General features: G+C 67.2%; 11 protein-coding genes and 2 pseudogenes. 5 read left to right on the plus strand and 8 right to left on the minus strand.

Going from position 1 to position 19,014, the window contains the following annotated elements; genetic code table 11:
- Positions 1-509 precede the first annotated feature (509 nt).
- Positions 510-995: a hypothetical protein gene (locus ABIB25_RS28300; RefSeq protein ID WP_354531853.1), complete on the minus strand. Its 486-nt coding sequence runs from the start codon at positions 993-995 to the stop codon at positions 510-512.
- Complete coding sequence (locus ABIB25_RS28305; protein ID WP_354531854.1) at positions 982-6,342, minus strand: RHS repeat-associated core domain-containing protein; 5,361 nt, start codon at positions 6,340-6,342, stop codon at positions 982-984. Before ABIB25_RS28305 ends, ABIB25_RS28300 begins: the two co-directional genes overlap by 14 nt.
- Before the next feature lie 526 nt (positions 6,343-6,868).
- On the opposite strand from ABIB25_RS28305, the gene ABIB25_RS28310 reads away from it, so the two are divergent.
- Positions 6,869-8,485, plus strand: a complete 1,617-nt coding sequence (locus tag ABIB25_RS28310) for an ISL3 family transposase (RefSeq protein ID WP_354531863.1) — start codon at positions 6,869-6,871, stop codon at positions 8,483-8,485.
- Between the two features lie 384 nt (positions 8,486-8,869).
- A pseudogene (locus tag ABIB25_RS28315) lies at positions 8,870-9,445 on the plus strand (oxygenase MpaB family protein); the annotation flags it as partial.
- A gap of 54 nt (positions 9,446-9,499) precedes the next feature.
- Here the strand turns inward: ABIB25_RS28315 and ABIB25_RS28320 are convergent.
- From ABIB25_RS28320 to ABIB25_RS28335, 4 genes are read right to left on the minus strand one after another with little or no spacing between them, the layout of a single operon-like run.
- Positions 9,500-10,783, minus strand: a complete 1,284-nt coding sequence (locus tag ABIB25_RS28320) for an ABC transporter permease (RefSeq protein ID WP_354531855.1) — start codon at positions 10,781-10,783, stop codon at positions 9,500-9,502.
- On the minus strand, positions 10,780-11,457 hold the full coding sequence (locus tag ABIB25_RS28325) for an ABC transporter ATP-binding protein (RefSeq protein WP_354531856.1): 678 nt from the start codon (positions 11,455-11,457) through the stop codon (positions 10,780-10,782). The genes ABIB25_RS28320 and ABIB25_RS28325 overlap by 4 nt, the downstream gene beginning before the upstream one ends.
- A gap of 26 nt (positions 11,458-11,483) precedes the next feature.
- Positions 11,484-13,145, minus strand: coding sequence for a peptidoglycan-binding protein (locus tag ABIB25_RS28330; RefSeq protein WP_354531857.1), 1,662 nt, complete (start codon positions 13,143-13,145; stop codon positions 11,484-11,486).
- 29 nt (positions 13,146-13,174) lie between these two features.
- Positions 13,175-14,215 carry a hypothetical protein gene (locus ABIB25_RS28335; protein WP_354531858.1) on the minus strand — a complete coding sequence of 347 codons (1,041 nt, stop codon included), beginning with the start codon at positions 14,213-14,215 and terminating at the stop codon, positions 13,175-13,177.
- A gap of 163 nt (positions 14,216-14,378) precedes the next feature.
- Here ABIB25_RS28335 and ABIB25_RS28340 point away from each other — a divergent pair, with 163 nt between their 5' ends.
- Together ABIB25_RS28340 and ABIB25_RS28345 are read left to right on the plus strand one after the other, a co-directional pair.
- Complete coding sequence (locus ABIB25_RS28340; protein ID WP_354531859.1) at positions 14,379-15,038, plus strand: response regulator transcription factor; 660 nt, start codon at positions 14,379-14,381, stop codon at positions 15,036-15,038.
- Between the two features lie 60 nt (positions 15,039-15,098).
- Positions 15,099-16,490: a sensor histidine kinase gene (locus tag ABIB25_RS28345; protein ID WP_354531860.1), complete on the plus strand. Its 1,392-nt coding sequence runs from the start codon at positions 15,099-15,101 to the stop codon at positions 16,488-16,490.
- Positions 16,491-16,521: 31 nt separating this feature from the next.
- Here the strand turns inward: ABIB25_RS28345 and ABIB25_RS28350 are convergent, their stop codons facing one another.
- Positions 16,522-17,433 (minus strand): winged helix DNA-binding domain-containing protein, encoded by a 912-nt coding sequence (locus ABIB25_RS28350; RefSeq protein WP_354531861.1) that lies wholly within the window; start codon positions 17,431-17,433, stop codon positions 16,522-16,524.
- Here ABIB25_RS28350 and ABIB25_RS28355 point away from each other — a divergent pair.
- Positions 17,378-18,511 (plus strand): IS4 family transposase, encoded by a 1,134-nt coding sequence (locus tag ABIB25_RS28355; RefSeq protein ID WP_354531862.1) that lies wholly within the window; start codon positions 17,378-17,380, stop codon positions 18,509-18,511. The two genes, ABIB25_RS28350 and ABIB25_RS28355, sit on opposite strands and share 56 nt — an antisense overlap.
- Before the next feature lie 359 nt (positions 18,512-18,870).
- On the opposite strand, the pseudogene ABIB25_RS28360 reads toward ABIB25_RS28355, so the two are convergent.
- Positions 18,871-19,014 (minus strand): annotated as a pseudogene (locus ABIB25_RS28360) (IS630 family transposase); the annotation flags it as partial.

Consider the following 19,014-nt stretch of genomic DNA (forward strand, 5'->3'; position numbering starts at 1 on the left):
AATATCGGGCACCATGCGCACCCAGAAAGGAGCCCAACACTTCGCCGATCTGCGCTCCTACCTACAAACATGCGCCAAAAACGGCATCACAGCCCCCGCCGCCCTCACCCAGCTGACCAGCAGAAACCCCTGGCTACCCGGCTACCCCTGACCAGTTACCTCCTTTCCATCATTGCTCGCAGGACCCGCACCATCTGGCAGTGCTGACACGTCCCGGCTTTGTCAGGGCTACTCCCACCCATGCCCGGCACCTCCCGGGACAGGCTGCCCTCAGCTACACCGCCCTGCTACGACAAGGTCGGCGGTGGTGGTCTTTCACCCCCACTCGAACAACAGCGCCCCGCGGCGCCACCATGAGATAGTTGCATCCGCGGGATGCTTTTTCAGACTGGACCAATCGAACCGTAGAGAAGTCCGATCCTCCTGCCTTGAGGGGGCCTTCCCGCACCCCGACTCGCCGAGAACCTGGTCAGACGGCGCATCCGGATTTAGGGATAGCTGAAATCACGTCAGCTCAGGGCAGCAGATCGCCAGCGTTCCGCCGTTTCCGCCGTTGCCAGGATTCCTTCTAATTTAATTCTGCTCTCGTGTCGACCACCGCTGTCATGCAAGTGAATTGTCAAACGGCCGGATACTGATCGCCAACGAAGATCAATGCTCGAGATCCACTCCTTAGCGACGACTACAGATTCCTTTGTATCTCCGGGGCCGTATCCATATGCCACTACGTCCTCGTCGGTAACAACGAGGATACCGAGGCGAATTCCTGGTTTGCAGGATCCAGGAAGAACTGCTCGCACAGGCCCCCGGGACAAGGATCGTTCTTCGTATTCGCGGGCGAGCGTGAATTCAGTTGGTCCGATGAAACGCCACTTCGACAGGCGGCGCAGCTCGGCGATCATGTCAACCGTCAGACCGGTAAAGAATTCAGTCGGCCATCGCGTCAACGGGTCGTCATCATCCATCAATTCCAGCCGCGGATCAGTGCCGTCCATAATGGTCCCTCTTGCCGAACGAGGCTGCTGCCTTCGATACCCAGCCGCTTTGGTATCCAATCTTAATGCGGTTGATGACCGCCCGTTCGGCTCTAAAAATGCGTTTCGCCCTATAACTTCCGTAGGCTGCGCGCGCAGCAAGGGTAGTCCGAGCGACTACCACTCCGGCTCCTACTCCCGGGATGAACGATGCCACCGTCAGGACAACGTTGATAGCAGTCTTGTGTCGGTTGTAGAAGTTCTTGGTGGACCGCCAGGCCTTCTTCGCCCATCCCCAGCCCCATTTGCCGTTGAGGTCGTATTGGTCGATGGGGTCTACAGGGTAGATGTAAGCGTTGGGGTTTCCGCCATAGACGGGGTCGACGGACAGGAATCGGCCGGTGGTGGGGTTGTAAAGGCGGACGCCCATGAGAGTGAGGCCGCCGAAGGTGGCGGTGGAGCGTTGTTTGCCGCCGACCCAGGAGTAGAGGTCGGGGGTGGCCGCGGGGTTGCGGGGGATGCCGTATTCGGTGGCTTCGAAGTAGTTACCGACACCGGTGGCGGTGGTGGTGTTGTCGGCGGTGGCGATGATGTCGCCGTGCAGGTTGCTCAGTTGCAGGGTGACGACACCGGTGTCGGTGTCGGTGGCGGCGAGGTTGCCGTCGGGGCCGGTGATGTTGCGGGTCCAAATGGCGCCGGTGGCCGTCCAGGACGGTGAGTCGCTGTCGGAGTCGTAGTGGTTGGTGTTGGTCACGCTGCCGGTGGTAGTGGTGTTGATGCGGTCCTGGCGGGGGTCCAGGGTATAGGTGCGGGTCTGGCCGCCTTGGGTTTGGGTGGCGACCAGGTCGTTGCTGTGGTAGCCGACGGTGAGGTTGCCGGTGATGGCGGCGGAGGTTCCGATGCCTTTGGCGTCGACGGTGGGGACGGTGGTGGTGCGGCCCAACGTGTCGTAGCTGTAGCCGGTGTTGGTGAGCCGGTCGGCCTGGTCGTAGGTCGAGGTGAGTGTGGTCGCGGTGGTGGAGATGCTGCAGTTGCCGGCGGGGTTGCCGCCGCCGTCGGGGTAGCTGGCCAGGGCGGTGCGGTTGGAGTTGGCGTCGAAGGTGTAGGTCCGGGTGACACAGGTGGAGGTGGTCGCTGCGCTGGTTGCTTTGGCGTTGTCGGTGACCTTGGTGAGGCGTCCGGCCGCGTCGAAGGTGTAGGTCTGCGCCGATTGTGGGCTGGTTTGGGCGACGGTGCGGCCTTGGGCGTCGACGGCGGCGGTGAAGTCCAGCCACGTCGATCCGGATTTGGTGTAGGTCAAAGCGATGGGTTCGCCGGTGTTGTCGTAGCGGTGGGTGGCGAGAAGTCCGTTGGGGTAGGTCTGGGTCTGCAGGTTCCCGTCGGGGTCGTAGGTGGCGGTGAACGTGCCCGGCGCGGAACCGACCCCGATGTTCTGGGTGGTGACGACATTGCGGTGCTCGTCGGCGGTGTCGTAGGTGGACGCGACGGTGCCTTTGCCGTCGTCGGTGGTCGCTACCCGGCCGGCGAGGTCGTAGGTGGTGGTCGAGACGGTGCCGGCGGCGTCGGTGTAGGTGATCTGCCGGCCCAGGGTGTCGTAGGTGGTGGTCAGGGTCTTCCCGCCGGCGGAGACGGTTTTGATCAGCCCGGTGTTGAGGCCGTAGGCGGTGGTGACAGTGGGGATGGCGGTACCTCCCGCCGCGGTCGGGGTGACGGTGGTGTTCACGGTAGCGCCGCGGCCGGCGGCGTCGTAGGTGGTGGTGGTGGTGCGGACGGTGCTGCCGGCGGTTGCGGTGACGGCAAGGGGTTGGTTGTAGATGTTGTAGGTGCTGGTGGTCACCGGCAGCGGATTGCCGGTGCTGGGCTGGGCGGCGGGGCCGCTGCTGCAGACCAGCCCAGCCAATCCGGGTGAGACGCACGTGCCGGTGCCGGTGGCCGTGTAGTAGCTGGTGAGGGTGGAGCGGGCATCGCTTCCGTTGCCGGCAGGAAGGCGCTGCTCGATGACCTGCCCGGCCGAGTTGTGTCGGGTGGTGGTGACCAGGTCCGCGGCAGAGGGTGCGGCGCTCATCTGCGCGGTGATGCTGGTCGGCATGCGCAGTGACCAGCCGGTGATGTCACCGGCGGTGATGGCGGCGTAGCCGGTGCGGGTAGTGACCTGGTCCCGGTCGACCCCGCTGGTGTCCTGCGCGGAGGAGATCATCGTGGTCGGCAAGGCGTAGGTGACGCCGTCGGCCGGTGCGCCTTCGTCGTAGGCGGTGAAGGTGTGCGAGCGGGCGTGTACCAGGGCGCCGCTGGTGAGTGTGACGGGGTGGATCGGGCCGAACGTGTCGGTGACCTGGGACGGGTCGAGCGGGTTGTAGATAGTGTTGGTGGCTAACAGGTTCGCTCTGGCCGCGGTGGTCGGGGCCGCGACGGCCACCGGGTCGGTGTCGGTGGTGGTGGACTGCGACTGGGCCAGGTTCCCGGCGGTCAGCGCCCGCACCACGTTGCCGTTGATGTCGTACTGGGTGGAGTCCAGTCGCCAGGTCGCGGCGCCGAAGCTGGCGGTGTTCACGGTGCGGCCGTTGACATCCAGGAAGGTGAGATCCGCCCAGGGCCAGTCCGCTGATGTCGGCGCGGCGGCGGGGACCCGGCTGGGTTCGAACACCGCGGTGCCGGACGCGACCAGGTTGCTGGTCTGTCCCCAGGTCGCGGTCTGGGTCGCGCCGACGTCCACCGGCGCGCCGGCGCCGGTGAACGGTACGTCGTAGATGACGGTCGAGGTGGCGGTGGACCCGGACGGGTCCGGCTGTGATGCGGTGGTCAGCCGTCCGGACGAGTCGTAGCCAAGGGTCCATGCGGCCAGGCCCGGTGGGGTGAGGGTGGCCAGTCGACCGTTGCTGTTGTAGCCGTAGCCCGTCTTCAGGCTTGGGGAGATCCGCGGGTCCCACGCCTGCGTCAGCCGGCCCGCGGTGTTGTAGGCGTAGGCGGCGACGGCGATGGTGCTCATCGCAGCGGCGGCCGGGTCGTAGGCGACCAGGTTCACCCCGGCGAGCCGGGTCACCGACGCTCCGGCGACGGTCATGGTGATGTAGCTGAACGTCAGGGACCGGCATCCGGGGGTGGTGTCCGGGGTGGTGCAGGAAATCCCGCTGGGGGTGGCGGCCAGGATGCGGGTGATCCGGCCGGTCACGTCCCGGGTGTAGGTGGTCGCGGTCGCCGATCCGGTCTCCTTGACACTGGACACTGCCCACGTTGCACCGGTTTTCGTCCAGTAGGTCGCGGTGCCGGCGTCGTCGGTCAGGGTGATCTGGGTGGCGCTGTCCTTGGTGACGCTCGCACCGTCGGCGGCGCCGTCGTCGATCCCGCTGAAAGTCACCGGGTAGGTGGTGGTGTCCGAGGTGGCCTGGTAGGCCGACACTGCGCCGTCGGGGGCAGTGAACAGCAGGTAGCCGTCGGTGGCGGTCTGGTCGGTGACGGCCAGGTCGGCGTTGCCGGCGTCGGGGCCGGGGAACGCGCCGGTCCAGCCCGGGCCGAATACTCCGGCTGCGCCGCTCTGCTCGCCTGTGGGTGCCAGCGTGGTGAACTTACGACCGACGGTCAGCGAACCCAGGGCAGAGGCGACGGTGACGTCGGTTTCGGAGACCTGCAGGTCGCCGGTCAGCTGGGCCACCGTGCCCGGCCCGATGTCGGTGGTGGCGTAGGAGGCGCCGAACGCGTGGGCGGCCAACTGCACATTCGACGGCATCGAACAGACCGGGTTGGTGTCGGCGCTGCTGGAGCCGTAGCAGGCCTGCACCTGTACCAGCTGGTCGCCGCCGCCGACCGTCGCGGCCAGGTCCCAGGTGTAGGGGCTGAACTGCCCGCCGCTGGTGGTGACCGGCCATCCACCGGAGTGGGTGGTGGTGCCCGGCACGGTGACGTCGACGACGGGCACGGCGGTGAAGGACCCGGTGATGCCCCGGCGGTATTGGTAGTTCACCCAAGCACCGCCGCCGCCGGCGGCGGCCTGCAAGGTGATCCGCTTCTGGGTGCGGCTCTGCCCCGCAGGAACGGCGGTCCCGACGTTGGAGTACCAGCCGACGACGTCCAGGATGACGTGGGCGGCGGTGGTGGCCGAGTTGAAGATCTTGATCTGCCCGTCGGCTCCGGGGCGCACCACGATCAGGTTGTTGCGGATCGACGTGCCCGCCGGGAACCCGACCGACGCCACTCCCGGTTTGACCTGATCGGCTCCCCAGGCCAACAGGTATCCGGCGGCGCCGGTGCTGCCGTTCTGCGCCTGGATGTTGACCGCGATGCCGCTGATACCCGACCCGGCGGCTGGTACGCCGGCCACCCCGGCCAGCGGCACGGTGATCGTCCCCGAACCGGGAATCGCCACCCGCGGCGAGATCCGCGAGTCGTAGACGCGGGTCGCGGCGGGGGTGAACGCGCCGGTGGTGCCCGGGGTAGCGGTGTAATACCCGAGGATGTCGACGATGAAATCGACGTTGCCGCCGGAAAGCACATTGACGGTGACCGCCCCCGATGCCGACACGTCCAGGATGCTGCCGATCACGGTCGCCGCGTTCGGCATGTAATTCAGCGACGTACCAGTTGCGCTGGTTCCCGTGGGGTAGGTGGTCAGATAGCCACCAGTGGTGGAGGTGGAGATCGGGGTAAGCAGCGCGAACACCGCCGAGGCACCGACCGGCACCCCACCGACGCCGCCGACCTGCAGGTTTTTCGGGGTGCCCTGCACCAGCTTTGCTGCAGTCCCACCGACACCAAGACCTGTGCGGGTGTCGACGATGCGGGTGGGCTGGACCGGCACGTAACCGCCCGGCGCGGGTGTTCCGTCACCGGCGGTGTAGTAACCCTGGACGTCCAGGATCACATCCACTGAAGTGGTGGTCTTCACCTGGATGTCGCCGTTGGCCGCCACCGAGCTGATCGTCGTCGCCGACGTCGTACCAGCCGAGAACGCCCGGTAGATCAACGCCGTCGTTGCTGTTCCGCTGAAGCCATCCGGAGCCACATAAGCATTGCCGGCCGCCGCAGGGTTGATCACCGTCACGGTGACCTGCACCGAGGCCACCCCGGAACCGGGAATCCCGCCGACACCGGCGATGCTCACCGTCCTCCACGCATCCGCCGTCAACGGCGCGCTGTCACGGGTGTCCAGCGCCCGGTACTGGACCGGCACCAACTGACCCGCCGTACCCGTCGCCGCCGGCCCCGTCGCCGCCGGCACCGCCGCCCGGACAGCCGGAGCCGTCACCACCGACACACCCGCAGACACCGTCAACAACCCGGCGACCAACGCCACCGCCGTCGTCGTCGAAACGCCACGGGAACCCAGACGCCGCAGCAGGACACGCAGGCGCGGCGAAACGATACGGCTCAGCACAGGGAGAACTCCAAAAGGGTTGGCACGAAAGCAGTCCAGAAGACGAATCCAGGGCTGGGCAGCTGATCCGACATTCAACTGCCGGACTCGGAGCACACCACAACCGGCCGGAATTAGCTGCCCACAAGTACCAGAAAGCGGTCGATCGTAACCAGACTGTGATCGGCTCGACCCGGAGCCCTCAGGCTTATGCTCGCCGTAAACCGTTGCGACGCAACCTATCCCAGAACCCGGGTCACCCCGTCATGGTTGTAATCGTTAGGTAAAGGTAGAAGATGTCCAATCTGGGGGTCGGGGTGCATACATCGACCTGTACCCGGTCAGTCCCGCTCCAGCTTGTTGGTCCTGGCTGTGAATTGGCGTTTTATTTGGTTCTGGCTCAAGTTTCGTGAAGGTGGTGGGGGTGCCGATCGCGGCGAACAGCGACCCTCGGGTCGGCGCGGAGTGTTCCCGCTCGTGGTGGGCGGGAGGACGGGATCGTTGCAGGGCGGCCGTCACTCGAACCAGGATTGTGATGACCTGGAGTATGGCTGTCGACTGCAGTTGTTGCCGGGTTCTGCTTCCGCAGCTGTCGCCGGTGGTGGTCGATGACATCTGCAGGGTCGACGGGGTGGTTCGGATCTCCGCTCATCCGAGGGCCCGGGCAGCGCGATGCAGCCGGTGCGCGCATATCTCCAAGCGAGTGCACAGTCACTACCACCGCCGGTTGGCGGATCTGCCGGTCGCCGGGCAGTCGACGGTGCTGTGGCTGACGGCGCGCAGGTTCTTCTGTGATCAGGATGACTGCCGCACCGCAACGTTCGTCGAACAGATCCCGGGTCTGACCGAGCAGCACGCGCGGCGCACCCCTGGCCTGCAGGATGCCCTCGTACCCCTCGCACTCGCGCTGGCCGGGCGGGCCGGGTCAAGGTTGGCGACCTCGATGGGGATGCCGGTCAGCCGCTCCACGCTGCTGCGCCTGATCCGCGGCCTACCGGACCCGCCGATCGGGTCGGTGACGGTGCTGGGAGTCGATGAATTCGCCGTGCGTCGCGGACGAAACTACGGGACGGTGCTGGTCGACCTGAGCCACGGGAATCGGCCGGTGGACGTCCTGGACGGTCGGGGCGCTGAGGATTTCGCCGACTGGCTCCGGGCCCATCCCGGCGTCGAGTTCATCTGCCGGGACCGCGCCGGCGGTTACGCCGACGGTGCCCGCGACGGTGCACCGCAGGCGCTGCAAGTGGCTGACCGGTGGCACTTGTGGGACAACCTGTGTCAGCACGTGAACAAGCTGGTCGCCGCGCACCACACCTGCCTGATCGAGCCCGCCCGATTACCGGCGCCGCGGGAGGACCGTGAGCACTGGTCCGGCGGGCCGGCAGGACCGGCAACGTTGGATCTTCCACGCACGACACGGTCCGAGCACACCCGCTGGCGGTTCTTGGAGGTTCGTACGCTCAGGGTGCAGGGCCTGTCCATGCCGGTGATCGCATGCAGGCTCGAGCTGGATATCAAGACCGTCCGCCGTTACCTTCGCGCGGACAGTGTCGAGCAGTTGATCGCCGGTGGTGTGCGGATCAGCAAACTCGACCCGTTCAAGCCCTACCTGCACCAGCGGCTCACAGCCGGTGCCCGAAATGCGACCGCGCTGCACGCCGAGATCGCCAACCGGGGCTACACCGGCAGTTACAACACCTTGGAGCGATATTTGGAGCCGCTGCGCCGTAGCGACAAGGCGACCCTCACCCAGGTGTTGCGGCATCGGCCGCCGGCGGTTCGGCAGGTCACCGGATGGATCACCGGCCTGCCCGGGCATCTGGACCCTGCCGACGAGTCGCGCATGAAGCCGATCCGTGCTCGTTGCCCCGAGATCAACGCCGCCGTCAAACATGTGGCTGACTTCGCCCGGATGATCAAGAACCTTTCCGGCGACCAGGACACACTCACCCAGTGGATGGTCGCCGTCGATCACGACCTGCCGGCGTTGCGCTCATTCACCCGCGGGTGCCGCCGTGACCTCGAGGCCGTCACCGCCGGGTTGACGTTGCCCTACAACTCCGGCGCGGTGGAGGGCACCGTCAACAAGATCAAGGTCCGCAAAATGCAGATGTTCGGACGCGCGAAACCCGACCTGCTGCGGAAACTCATCCTGCTTTCCTGAGCGTCGCGGCCCGTCATCATCCACGCACCGTCGACGCCAGCCTGGCCGCGGGGCCACGGCAAGACACACACCAGAGCTGGCCGCTGCCACTGCCGATGGCGACAGCCACCGACACGTCACCCACCATGCCAACGCCCCGAAGCACACCGCAGAACGCGCGGCCCGGTCGCTGCCTGTGTTCCGCCACTTGGCGGGGCCGGTGCTTTGGGGTGCTGCTGCCGACAGAGATCCCTGACACCCCACGTAGCGTGCGGCAACATCTGCAACACCGATCAAGATGTCACCGGGCGACCCCTGCCCAGCAGCTCCACTTTGATCATCGCCGCGATCGGCAGCCCCACCCAGCTTCACGAAACTTGAGCCAGAACCACATACCGCGCAAGTTCACAGGTCCGGGGCATCAACCGTAAGCTGCACGGCAACGACCCTTTCACGGGCGAGGAGTTCCGCGTCGACCGTCCGGACCTGCTCCTCTGGGTGCACTGCTGCGAGGTCGAGTCGCTGATCTCCACGGCAGTCCGGGGCGGACTGGACCTCACCGAGGTCGAGGCCGATCTCTACGTCAGCGAGCAGATCAGATCGGCAGAACTGGTCGGGTTGCCGGCCTCGGTGGTGCCCGCCACCCGCGCGGAACTGTCCGAGTACTTCGAGCAGGTACGCCCGGAGTTGAAGCTCACCGAATCCGCCCGCCGCGGTGCACGGGCGGTGGCGACGCCGCCGATGCCCGGTTGGGTCCGACTGCTGACCCCCGCCCGTCCGGCGTGGGGCGGACTCGCCGCGCTGTCCATGGGTCTGCTGCCGACCTGGGCCCGCCGGCTGTACCGGTTGCCGGGGCTGGGCCTGACCGATCTGGCGTCGACCGGCGCCCTGAAGGCGTTGCGCACCGCTGCGCTGGCGGTGCCGGAGCAGTTCCGGGAGGGCCCCACCCTCAAGGCCGCGCGGGCCCGGATCAGCGCCTGATCCCGCTGTCGGGCAGCGCCCGGTCGGTTCCGGGGGCGCTGCACCGCAATCGGATCAACTGCTCGCCCGTAGGGCGGTGATGGGTTCGATGGTGGCTGCCTTGAGGGCGGGATACGCCCCGGCGAGCAGTCCGATGACGATTCCGATGACGGGTGCGGCCAGCGCCAGTCGGGTGTCGAGCAAAGGCGTCCAACCCCGGGTCAGCGAGACCACCAGGACGGTGGTGATGCCGACGGCCGCGCCGATCAGTCCACCGATCAGACCGATACCGGCACTCTCGGTCAGGAACTGCCCGGTGATATGTCGGCGTTTGGCGCCCAGCGCTCGGCGCAGACCGATCTCGCCGGTACGTTCCATCACCGACAGCAGCGTGACATTGGCGATGCCGAGGCCGCCGACGATCAGCGCCACCCCCCCGAACGCAAGGAACAACCCATTGACGTCCTGGCTGACGTCCCCGCCCAAGGTTCCCGGGGCCGGCGGCGCCTTCACCTTGGCCGCTTTCGGATCGGCCGGCGACATCGCCACGCCGACCTGTCGACCCACCTGCTGGGCGGCGCCCAGCATCGTCCGCACGTCGAGCTGCACGGGCGCGGTCAATCCGAACTCGGCCGCGGCCGTTCCCTCCGGAATGATGGCCGCGTCCAGCAATTCGCTCCGCCTGTCTGCGGCAGAAAGAATTCCGATCACGAGGTAGGCCTGGTCGCCGATGAAGATGCTGGGCTGCGAGTCGACGCGGTTGATCCCGAGTTGGCGGGCGGCGTTCGCCCCGAGCACCACTACCCGGTCGGCTCGGCCGCTGTGACCGGCGTCGAAGAAGCGGCCGGTCGAGAGCAGTCCATCCTCGGCCGTCAACAACCCGGGCGAAGCCGCGAAGACCGGGATCTCGACCGGGCTCGGCCCGGCGGGGTCGACCACCGGTACCCCGGTGACCTTGTGCTGGCCGAGATCGACTTCGCTCACCGTCGCGGCCGCCGATACTCCGGCCAGTCGCAGCGCTCGTTCGGCGGCGTCCCAGGGCAATCCGGCGGCGTCGTTCTGCCCACCCGGCGGCCCGGGCGGCTTGGGCATCGTCACCGTCACCCGGGTCGCGGCGGCAGCGTCGAACCGGCCGGCGATCTGCCCTCCGGCCGTCTGGCCCAGGCCGAGAGTCGCTACCAGAGCGGCAATCCCGGCCACTGTTCCCACCATCGTCAGGATCAGCCGGGCCGGGCGCGAACCGATGCCCAACGCCGCTTCATCGAGCAGGTCGCCGAGCCGCAGCCGGGGGGCCCGTCGCCGAGGGACCTTCGGGTCCGGGGGCGGCGCATCCAGGATCGACAAACCGACCCCGGTCACAGGGTCACCAGCTCGCCGTCGGCGATACGGACCCGCCGTTGGGCTCGAGCGCTTACCTCGTCGTCGTGCGTGATCACGGCCAGCGTGAGGCCGGCCGCGTGCAATTCGTCGAACAGATCCATCACCCCGATTGCGTTGTGATGGTCCAGGTTTCCCGTCGGTTCGTCGGCCAGGAGCAGAGACGGCCGGCCGGCCAGCGCTCGGGCGATGGCAACCCGCTGCCGCTCGCCGCCGGACAGCTGGGTCGGCAAGAAGGAGCTACGTTCGGCCAGATCTACCTGTTGCAGGGCGATCTCGGCCGTCGCCCGGCGCCGGGCCCGCGAAATGCCCTGGTACAACATCGAGAGCATGACGTTGTCCAGCACGGTTCGGCTCGGCAGCAGGTGGAAAGCCTGGAACACGAAACCGATCTGGGCGCCGCGTAACGTCGATCGTCGGGCATGGCTCAATTCGGCCACGTCGATCCCGTCCAATCGGTAGGTGCCCGACGACGGCCGGTCGAGCAGACCCAACAGGTGCAACAGGGTCGACTTGCCCGACCCGGACGGCCCGACAATCGAGAGATAGTCACCTCTGTCGATCCGCAGATTCACCTCGTGGACCGCCCGGACCTCCGGTGGACCCGGATACGACCGCGAGACGTTGCTCAGCTCGACCACCGGCGCGGCGCTCATCGGTGCGCGATTCTCTTCGCCGGCGCTCATTGGCCGACCACTACGAGAGTGCCCGGCTGCAGCGATCGCACGTTCTCAGCCAGGTCTTTGCCGTCGTCGGCGACCGGATGGATCTCCACCTTTCCCTGGGCGGCCAGACCGACCCGGACCCGCTGAAACCGTTTGGTGCCATTGGTTTCCAACACCTCGACACGCGGGTTACCCGCGGCGTCGGAGAACAGCCCACCGATGGGCACCGTCAATACCGCCCCCGCAGTCGCGCCGATCTTGATGTCGACTTTGATGTTCGTTTCTCGCAACGCAGCCTCCTGCTGTGCGGTCAGTTTGTCGGGCGTCAACCAGACCTGCCAGCTGTTGTCCGCTTGCGTCGTGGAAGCGGCGACCTTGCTGATCGAGGCGCCTGCGGTCCCGGTACCCGGGACGGTCAAGGCGGCTCTCATCCCCGGCTTCAGCATGCGGGCCTCGACTTCGGTGACGGTGGCCAGGATCTGTAACCCGTTGCTGGACAGAGACATCACCGCAGCCATCACAGTGGATCCCGCCTGCACGGCCACCTTGTCCACCCGCCGCGGCAGCGAGGCCAGGAAGGTGACCTCGCTGAGCGGGAGCGGGGTCGCGGCCGCCGACTCGGCGGTGCGCACGGATGCGTTGGTGGCTGTCAACTGTTGGCGGGCAGCCGTGACCGCCCGTCGGGCATCGGAGGAATCCGGCCCGGCCAGTAGTTCCTGCTGTTGGGCGTGTGTCACCTCGAGTTGATTCTCGGCGGCCCGGATCGCAGCCTGGTCGGGCGGTCCGGTCCGGGCGGCCTTGGCGGCCGCGGCCTGGGCCTGGGCCAATCGATCGGCGGCCTGCGCCGCTGCCTGCTCGGCAGCCCGGATGTCCACGGCCACCTGCGGTTTGCGCGATCGTATCTCGGCCTGGCGCTGCTGGGCCTGGTCGAAGGCGGTCATCGCCGATTGCACCGACCGAGCTGCCGCCTCGACCGCGCTCTGGTCGGGTGGGGTGCCCGTGGTGGTCGCCTTCTCCAGCGCGTCGGCCGCCGATTGAACGGCGCCGGCGGCCGCCAGCCGCTGCGAGTCGGTGGCACCCTTCTCGGCAGCTCGCAGCCCCGCTTCGGCGGACGAGAGGGCCTGCTGGGCGGCGGCCTGTTGTCCGCGAGCGGCCTTCAGGGCCCCGGCGGCCTCGACGTCCGCGGTTGGCGGTGAGTAGCCGACCGACCGATAGAGGCGGGCTACCGCGGCCGCCAACTCGGGGTCGTACTTTCCGTCGGCCGGACCACTGTTGAAACCCAATCGGGCCAGCGCCTTCTGCAGTTGGACCACGTCCTGCCCCGAACTGCCGGGACTGAGACTCCGGTAGCCGGGCACAGTCCCGAGCAGGGCGATCACGGGGCGCCCCGAGACCTCGAGCAGCACGGTGCCTTCACGAACTTCGTTGCCCACCTTCGGGACCCGCCCGGTGACCACTCCCGGGGCGCCGCTCCCCGCGGCCACGCTGATCGAAGTGGAATCAGCCGAGCTGACGTCCCCCCGGGTGGTGATCATCGAACTGAGGGCCTGCTTGACCACCATGACCGTGATCGGGCGGGCCGGCGGGGGCGTGGTGCGCGCGGCCGCCTCGGCCGGCGACACGATGAAATTCGTCGCCACCAGTCCGCCGCCGGCGGCGACCGCGGCAATCAGAGCCACCAGCAGGATGGTGCGCCGGGGCCGAGCCATCATCGGCCCCCGTTGATCGAGTTGCGGTAGCGTTCCAACTCCGCTTTGTGGTCCTGCACGAACTTGCTCTCGAGTTCCACGCGGACCTGGTCATGGACGACCTGGTACCCGACCCGACAGTCCAGATCCTTGACAGCCAGGGCGATCTCCTCCTGGCGGAGCGCGGTGACCTTCGTCGGATCGAGTTTCTTGCCGTCGGCGGAAACGGCCCCTAAGGCGGCGATCGACACCCCGCTGCCGCCGGAGCCGGGGGTGAACTTCCATCCGTTCAAATCGGACCACTTCTTCATGATCGAGTTCTGGGCGTCCTCGATCTTGCTCAGACCCGGGTGCCCGGCGTCAGCCAGACAGCCGGCCCAGGCGGTGACCTTCGGTGCCACCCGGGGATCGACATCGATGGCTGCCGTGAGCTTTTGCATCGCCTTGAACAACTCGTCGAACTCGCCGACCTCGATGCGGGGCGCCGCGCCGAAGACCTTCGTCGACGCCGACTCGAAGCACCCGGGGCGGACCGGCTGATTCGGCCCGGAGGCAGCCGGGCCGGGCCCGCCCGGACCGGCCGGAACCGGACCGGAACCGTTGCCCCCGATCGACACCGAGCGACCACTCGCAGTGGTCAAGAGCCCACCGTCGCCGTACAGCGCCTGGTCGTAGGCCTTGCGTTCGGAAGCCGACATCCCCTGCCGGATCACGAAGTTCGGATCCGACTCAGGGGTGATCTTGTTGACCTCGGTGCTGATCCCGTATCCGTACTTCTCGGCCCACGAGCGGTCGCCGACCGGAAGGACCTGGCGCTGCGCCGCGGGAAGGTAGGGCATATAGCCGAAGCCGGCCCGCTTCATGCAGGCCGCTACCTCGGTCTGCACCAGTTTGTCCTCTGCCGGGTCCCGGACCGGGTCACGGTAGGCGGCCAGTGGGCCGGCCGTACTGGCCGCCGCGACCGAGTCGGGCGACGACCCGCCACCAGAACATCCGGCGACCAGCACCAACGCGAGCAACAAACTACTCGATCCGCCCATCCATCTTCCCTGTCGATCCATCTTCAGGTCCTTCCACTCCCGGGACGCTGGTCCCCGGCGACGTTCGCCTGGGCAAAGGTCTACGCAGGTCCCGGTTCGTTTCAGGTTCCATTCACACCAACCCGCTCCTAACCTGAACCCGGCGATGCTGGTCCGGTCGGATCCAGCGCGAAAGGTGCATGTCATGTGGATACTGCTGGTCGAGGACGAAGTTGATCTGGCCGAGACGCTGACCGCCGGCCTGCGGGGCGAGGGCTTCATCGTCGACGCCGTCGGTGACGGCGCGGCGGCACTGGCCTTCGCCGGCGACCATGACGTGGACGTGGTCGTCCTGGACCGCGACCTGCCGGTGCTCGATGGGGATGCGGTCTGCCGAGCGCTGTCGACCACCGAATATCCGGCTCGCATCCTGATGCTCACGGCCGCGGGCAGCCTGGCCGACCGGGTCAGAGGGCTGGATCTGGGCGCGGACGACTACCTGCCCAAGCCGTTCGCCTATCTCGAGCTGCTGGCCCGGATCCGTGCCCTCGGTCGACGGCTCGGGACCATTCCGCGCAGCCCGATCCTGGACCGGCACGGCGTCCGGTTGGATACCGACCGTCGTATCGCCGAGCGCGACGGCCGGCCGATCCGGTTGACGCCGAAGGAGATGGACGTGTTGCAGGTGCTTCTCGAAGCCGACGGCGGCATCGTTGCACCGGCTGAACTACTGGATCGAATCTGGGAGGACCCGTTCGATCGATCCCGAGCGGTGGTCAAGGCGGTCGTTTTCGCGCTCCGTCGAAAACTCGGTGAACCGCCGGTCATCGGCACCGAGCCCGGCCACGGCTATCGGATCGGTTGAGCGATGCATCTTCGACCCGTCCTCGGGCAACTCAGTTTCCGTTCACGGTTGGCCCTGACCATGACCGCCGTCTTCGTCGCCGCCGGTATCGCTCTGCTGACGGTCGTGTATTTCCTGGTTTCCGGCCTCTTCGACCAGGCCATCAGAAGTAGCACCCTGCCGGCCGCGGCGGGCTACACGACCACCCTGACCGGCGGTGCGGCGACGGGCCTGGGCCCCTCCGTGGTTGCTGTGCGGGGTCAGGCCGGCCCTGCCTCGTCCGGGCAGGCTGCTCCGCTGCAGGTTGTTCCGGCCTGGGTGCTGGACCAGCCCGGCATGACCATGACCGCCGGGGGGACGCTGGACGTCAGCCAGACCTCGTCGGCGGCCACCGCGATCGCGGTGTGGCACACCGGCGAATCGCAGGTCCTGGCCGGCGATGTGTTGACCGGCCTGTTGATCTGGTCGGGCCTCGCGCTGGTGGTCTTCGCCCTGTTCGCCGCGGCCGCGTCCTGGTGGTTGGTCCGGCGATCGTTGCGCCGGATCGGCGAAGTCACCGCGATGGCGAAGGATCTGTCCAGGTCGGACCTGCATCGCCGACTGGACCTGACCGGCCCGGCGGACGAGATCAAGGATCTGGCCGACACCATTGACGCCATGCTCAACCGGCTGGAAGCAGCGTTCGCCGGTCAGGACCGCTTCGTCGCCAATGCCTCCCACGAGTTGCGCACCCCGCTGACGACCGCCCGGACCGCGTTGGAGATTCCACTGGCCCAGGGCCGGGTCCCGGCAGATCTGCAGCCGGCCTTCCGGACGGCGCTCCGGGCCGGTGAACGCAGCGAACGTCTGATCAGCTCGTTGCTCACCCTGGCCCGCGGCGACGATGGGGATCTGGGCTTGGTCGATCTGGCCGAGGTGGTCGCCCGAGCGGCGGCCGAGTTCGGGATCGAGACGGGGAATCTCTGCTGCGCCGAGGTGATCGGCGACGCCACCATGGTCGAGCAGGCGGTCGGCAATCTGCTCGACAACGCGGTCCGCCACAACCCGGACGGCGGCCCGATCGCGATCAACCTGGCCGCCGACGAGGACGAGATCCGATTGATTGTCAGTAATCCCGGGATCGACCTGACCAACGAGCAGGTGGCACTGCTGGCCGAGCCGTTCTACCGGGGCGAGGACAGCCGACGTGAGCGTGAACCGGGTCGCGGTGTCGGGCTGGGACTATCGATCGTGCAGCGGGTGGCGCAGGCCCAGCACGGGCGGTTGCAGCTCCGCGCCCGGGACGGAGGCGGATTGGTCGCCACCCTGGTGCTGCCGACCGCGCGTGAATTCCTGGTCGACGACTCCTTGGTGGCGGCCGATCTGGCTTCCTCCGGCGCTCTGAAGGCGTTGCGTACCGCCGCTCCGGCGGTACCGGAGCAGTTCCCGGAGGGCCCCACCCGCAAGGCAGCGGGTGCTCGGATCAGCGCTTGATCCGTGCTCGCGCGGCGCCCGTCCAGGTGTTTCAGCTGGTCAGCTCGCGCTCCAGCGGCGTGCGGAAGCGCGGGATGAAGCGGAGATCTCCCAGCCACCGGCTCAGCTCGTCGACCCGGGCCTCGACGGCGGCGGCGTTGCCTGCTCCGACGTCCTGCAGCAGTCTGGTCCGGATCTCGCCGTCAGCCCGCTGCGCCCAACCGCCGACCACTCGTCCCTCCAGGAAGATGGTCGGCCCGATGTTGCCGGTCCGGTCGAACAACGGCGCCCGGTGCTCACCGAGGAAGAAGTCGCGGTCCACCCACCCCATCGGTGTCGGATCCAGCGCGGGAAGCAGGGCTACGACCGGGCCCGGATCCGCAGTGTCGTCGAGGTCATCTGCAAGGACGAGCCCGACCTGGCCGTCCAGCGCCACCTCCGCAACCTCCACGGAGGCCAACGCGGCGCGCACCTGCCCCTTGGTCCAGCCCGTCCACCAGATCAGATCGGCGATCGGAGCCGGACCGAAAGTCCGCAGCCAGCGCCGTACCAGCTCCACCCTGGCCGACGCCGGGTCGTGATCACCCAGCCCGCCGGGCAGCCACGACGCGGCCGGCCACCATTCGTTGCGGTTGGCGGTCCAGCCGCCCAGCACACGGCCGCGGACGATGTCGCCCTGCAGCGCCAGCACCGTCAGCACCTGGCTGGTGATCTTCTGCGGCGTCGCGTAGCTCTTCTCCGGCGCAAGATCCAGGATGGTGGCGAGGCGTGGTTCATCCCTGACGAGGTCAGCGGCGGTTGCCGAACCCCGGCCGCGCAGAGCGGACAGGGTGCCCGCGAGGACGTCGGCCAGCCAGCCCTCGACGTCCTTCGCCACCTCGGCCTGCCGGAGCTGCGTCACCAGCCGTTTGCGCTGGGTCGTCGCAACACCGGCCGCCGAAGACGCCTGGACCAACGGTGCCATCTCGGCCCCTACCAAGTCTGAAGAGCCCCTTTTCACCTCCGACGGCTACGAGGAGGTCATCCGCAAGCTGACCAACGGACTGCGGGGCCTGCGGATCTGGCGGGACGAGTGGAAGATACCGACCGCGTCGGCGATCTCGCAGGCCAGGACCCGGCTCGGACATCAGGTGATGGCGGATCTGTTCGACCGGGTCTGCGTCCCGATCGCCAACCGGACCACCGTCGGCGCCTGGTACCAGCAGTGGCGGGTGATGGCCATCGACGGCACCGTCATCGACGTCCAGGACACCGATGACAACGCCGCACGGTTCGGACACTCCAGCCCAGGCAAGCACAACCAAAATGCCTACCCCCAGATCAGGATCGTCACGCTGGTGGAATGCGGAACCCACGCCAGCGTCGCCGCCGAATTCGACGGAATCGCCACGTCCGAGCGGGCACTGACCACCCGGCTGTCCTACGCGTTCACCCCGGACATGATCGTGCTCGCCGACCGCGGGTTCTATTCCTACGACCTGTTCCACACGGCCACCGAAAACGGTGCCGCCCTGCTGTGGCGGATCTCCGACACCCTGGACCTACCGGTACCGCAAAAACATCCCGACGGGTCGTTCCGCTCCGAGCCGCTGCCGAAGAGGATGAGAGCCGCCGTCAAGCTCGGCCGGACAACGACCGACATCGACTCCCATCGCATCCCGGTCCGAGTCATCGAGCACATGGTCAAAGGTCGCGGACCCACCCAGACGATCCGGTTGATCACCACCCTGCTGGACTACATGCACGCCCAAGCCGAATCACTGGCAGCGCTGTATCAACAGCGGTGGGAGCAGGAACTGGTCTTCGACGAAATCAAAACCCACCAGATGAGCCGCACCCGGCTCCTCCGCTCCCGCACCCCCGACCTGGTGAAACAAGAGATCTGGTCACTGCTGATCACCCACTACGCCACTCAAGTGTTCATCACCGAAGCCGCCGACGAACTCGGATCGGACCCCGGCCCGGTACTCCTTCACCAAGGTCATCAACATCATCCGCAGCCAGGTTCTCAACCAGGCTGCCTTTTCCCCCTCCACCCTTGACACAGCCCACCGCGAAACCATCCACGACATTGGGCAGGCCACCCTGCCCCACCGCCGGCAACGGTCCTGCCCGCGCGTCGTCCGACGCAACACCATCCGCAACACCAACATTAAACGCCACCATCACAAGATCATCGAATACGACTCCGCCCCCGAAATCGACATCTTCAACAGACCAGCCGCTTAACTGAACGGCATTGGATTCAGACTTGGCCTACACCTTCGATTGCGATGAGCCAGTTCGTGGCCGTCAGTGGACAGAACCGGTGGCCGCCAGCAGGCTGGGCACCTTGCTGACCAGACTTTTACTCGAGTCTTTCGACTCTAACGAGAGTCGGTTCCGGTTCTAGTGGTGTGTCTCAAATTTGGCTGACTTTTGCCAGGGCGACACGGCCGCGGGCGACCTTAGCCAGGATCTGGTCCGTGGTGGCCGTCCAGGTGAACTTTATCCCTTTGCTGTTGTGGGCAGCCAGATACTCTTCGATCTTTTCGATTAGGTCCGG

Origin of the sequence: Nakamurella sp. UYEF19 (assembly GCF_040546275.1) — a bacterium.
Lineage (GTDB): Bacteria > Actinomycetota > Actinomycetes > Mycobacteriales > Nakamurellaceae > Nakamurella.

What these genes read in the sequence shown, in the direction of transcription:
- ABIB25_RS28325 (WP_354531856.1), bottom strand. Translation starts at nt 11,457, where the DNA reads ATGAGCGCCGCGCCGGTGGTCGAGCTGAGCAACGTCTCGCGGTCGTAT.
- ABIB25_RS28310 (WP_354531863.1), top strand. Translation starts at nt 6,869, where the DNA reads ATGGCTGTCGACTGCAGTTGTTGCCGGGTTCTGCTTCCGCAGCTGTCG.
- ABIB25_RS28340 (WP_354531859.1), top strand. Translation starts at nt 14,379, where the DNA reads ATGTGGATACTGCTGGTCGAGGACGAAGTTGATCTGGCCGAGACGCTG.
- ABIB25_RS28300 (WP_354531853.1), bottom strand. Translation starts at nt 995, where the DNA reads ATGGACGGCACTGATCCGCGGCTGGAATTGATGGATGATGACGACCCG.
- ABIB25_RS28345 (WP_354531860.1), top strand. Translation starts at nt 15,099, where the DNA reads ATGACCGCCGTCTTCGTCGCCGCCGGTATCGCTCTGCTGACGGTCGTG.
- ABIB25_RS28335 (WP_354531858.1), bottom strand. Translation starts at nt 14,215, where the DNA reads ATGGATCGACAGGGAAGATGGATGGGCGGATCGAGTAGTTTGTTGCTC.
- ABIB25_RS28350 (WP_354531861.1), bottom strand. Translation starts at nt 17,433, where the DNA reads ATGGCACCGTTGGTCCAGGCGTCTTCGGCGGCCGGTGTTGCGACGACC.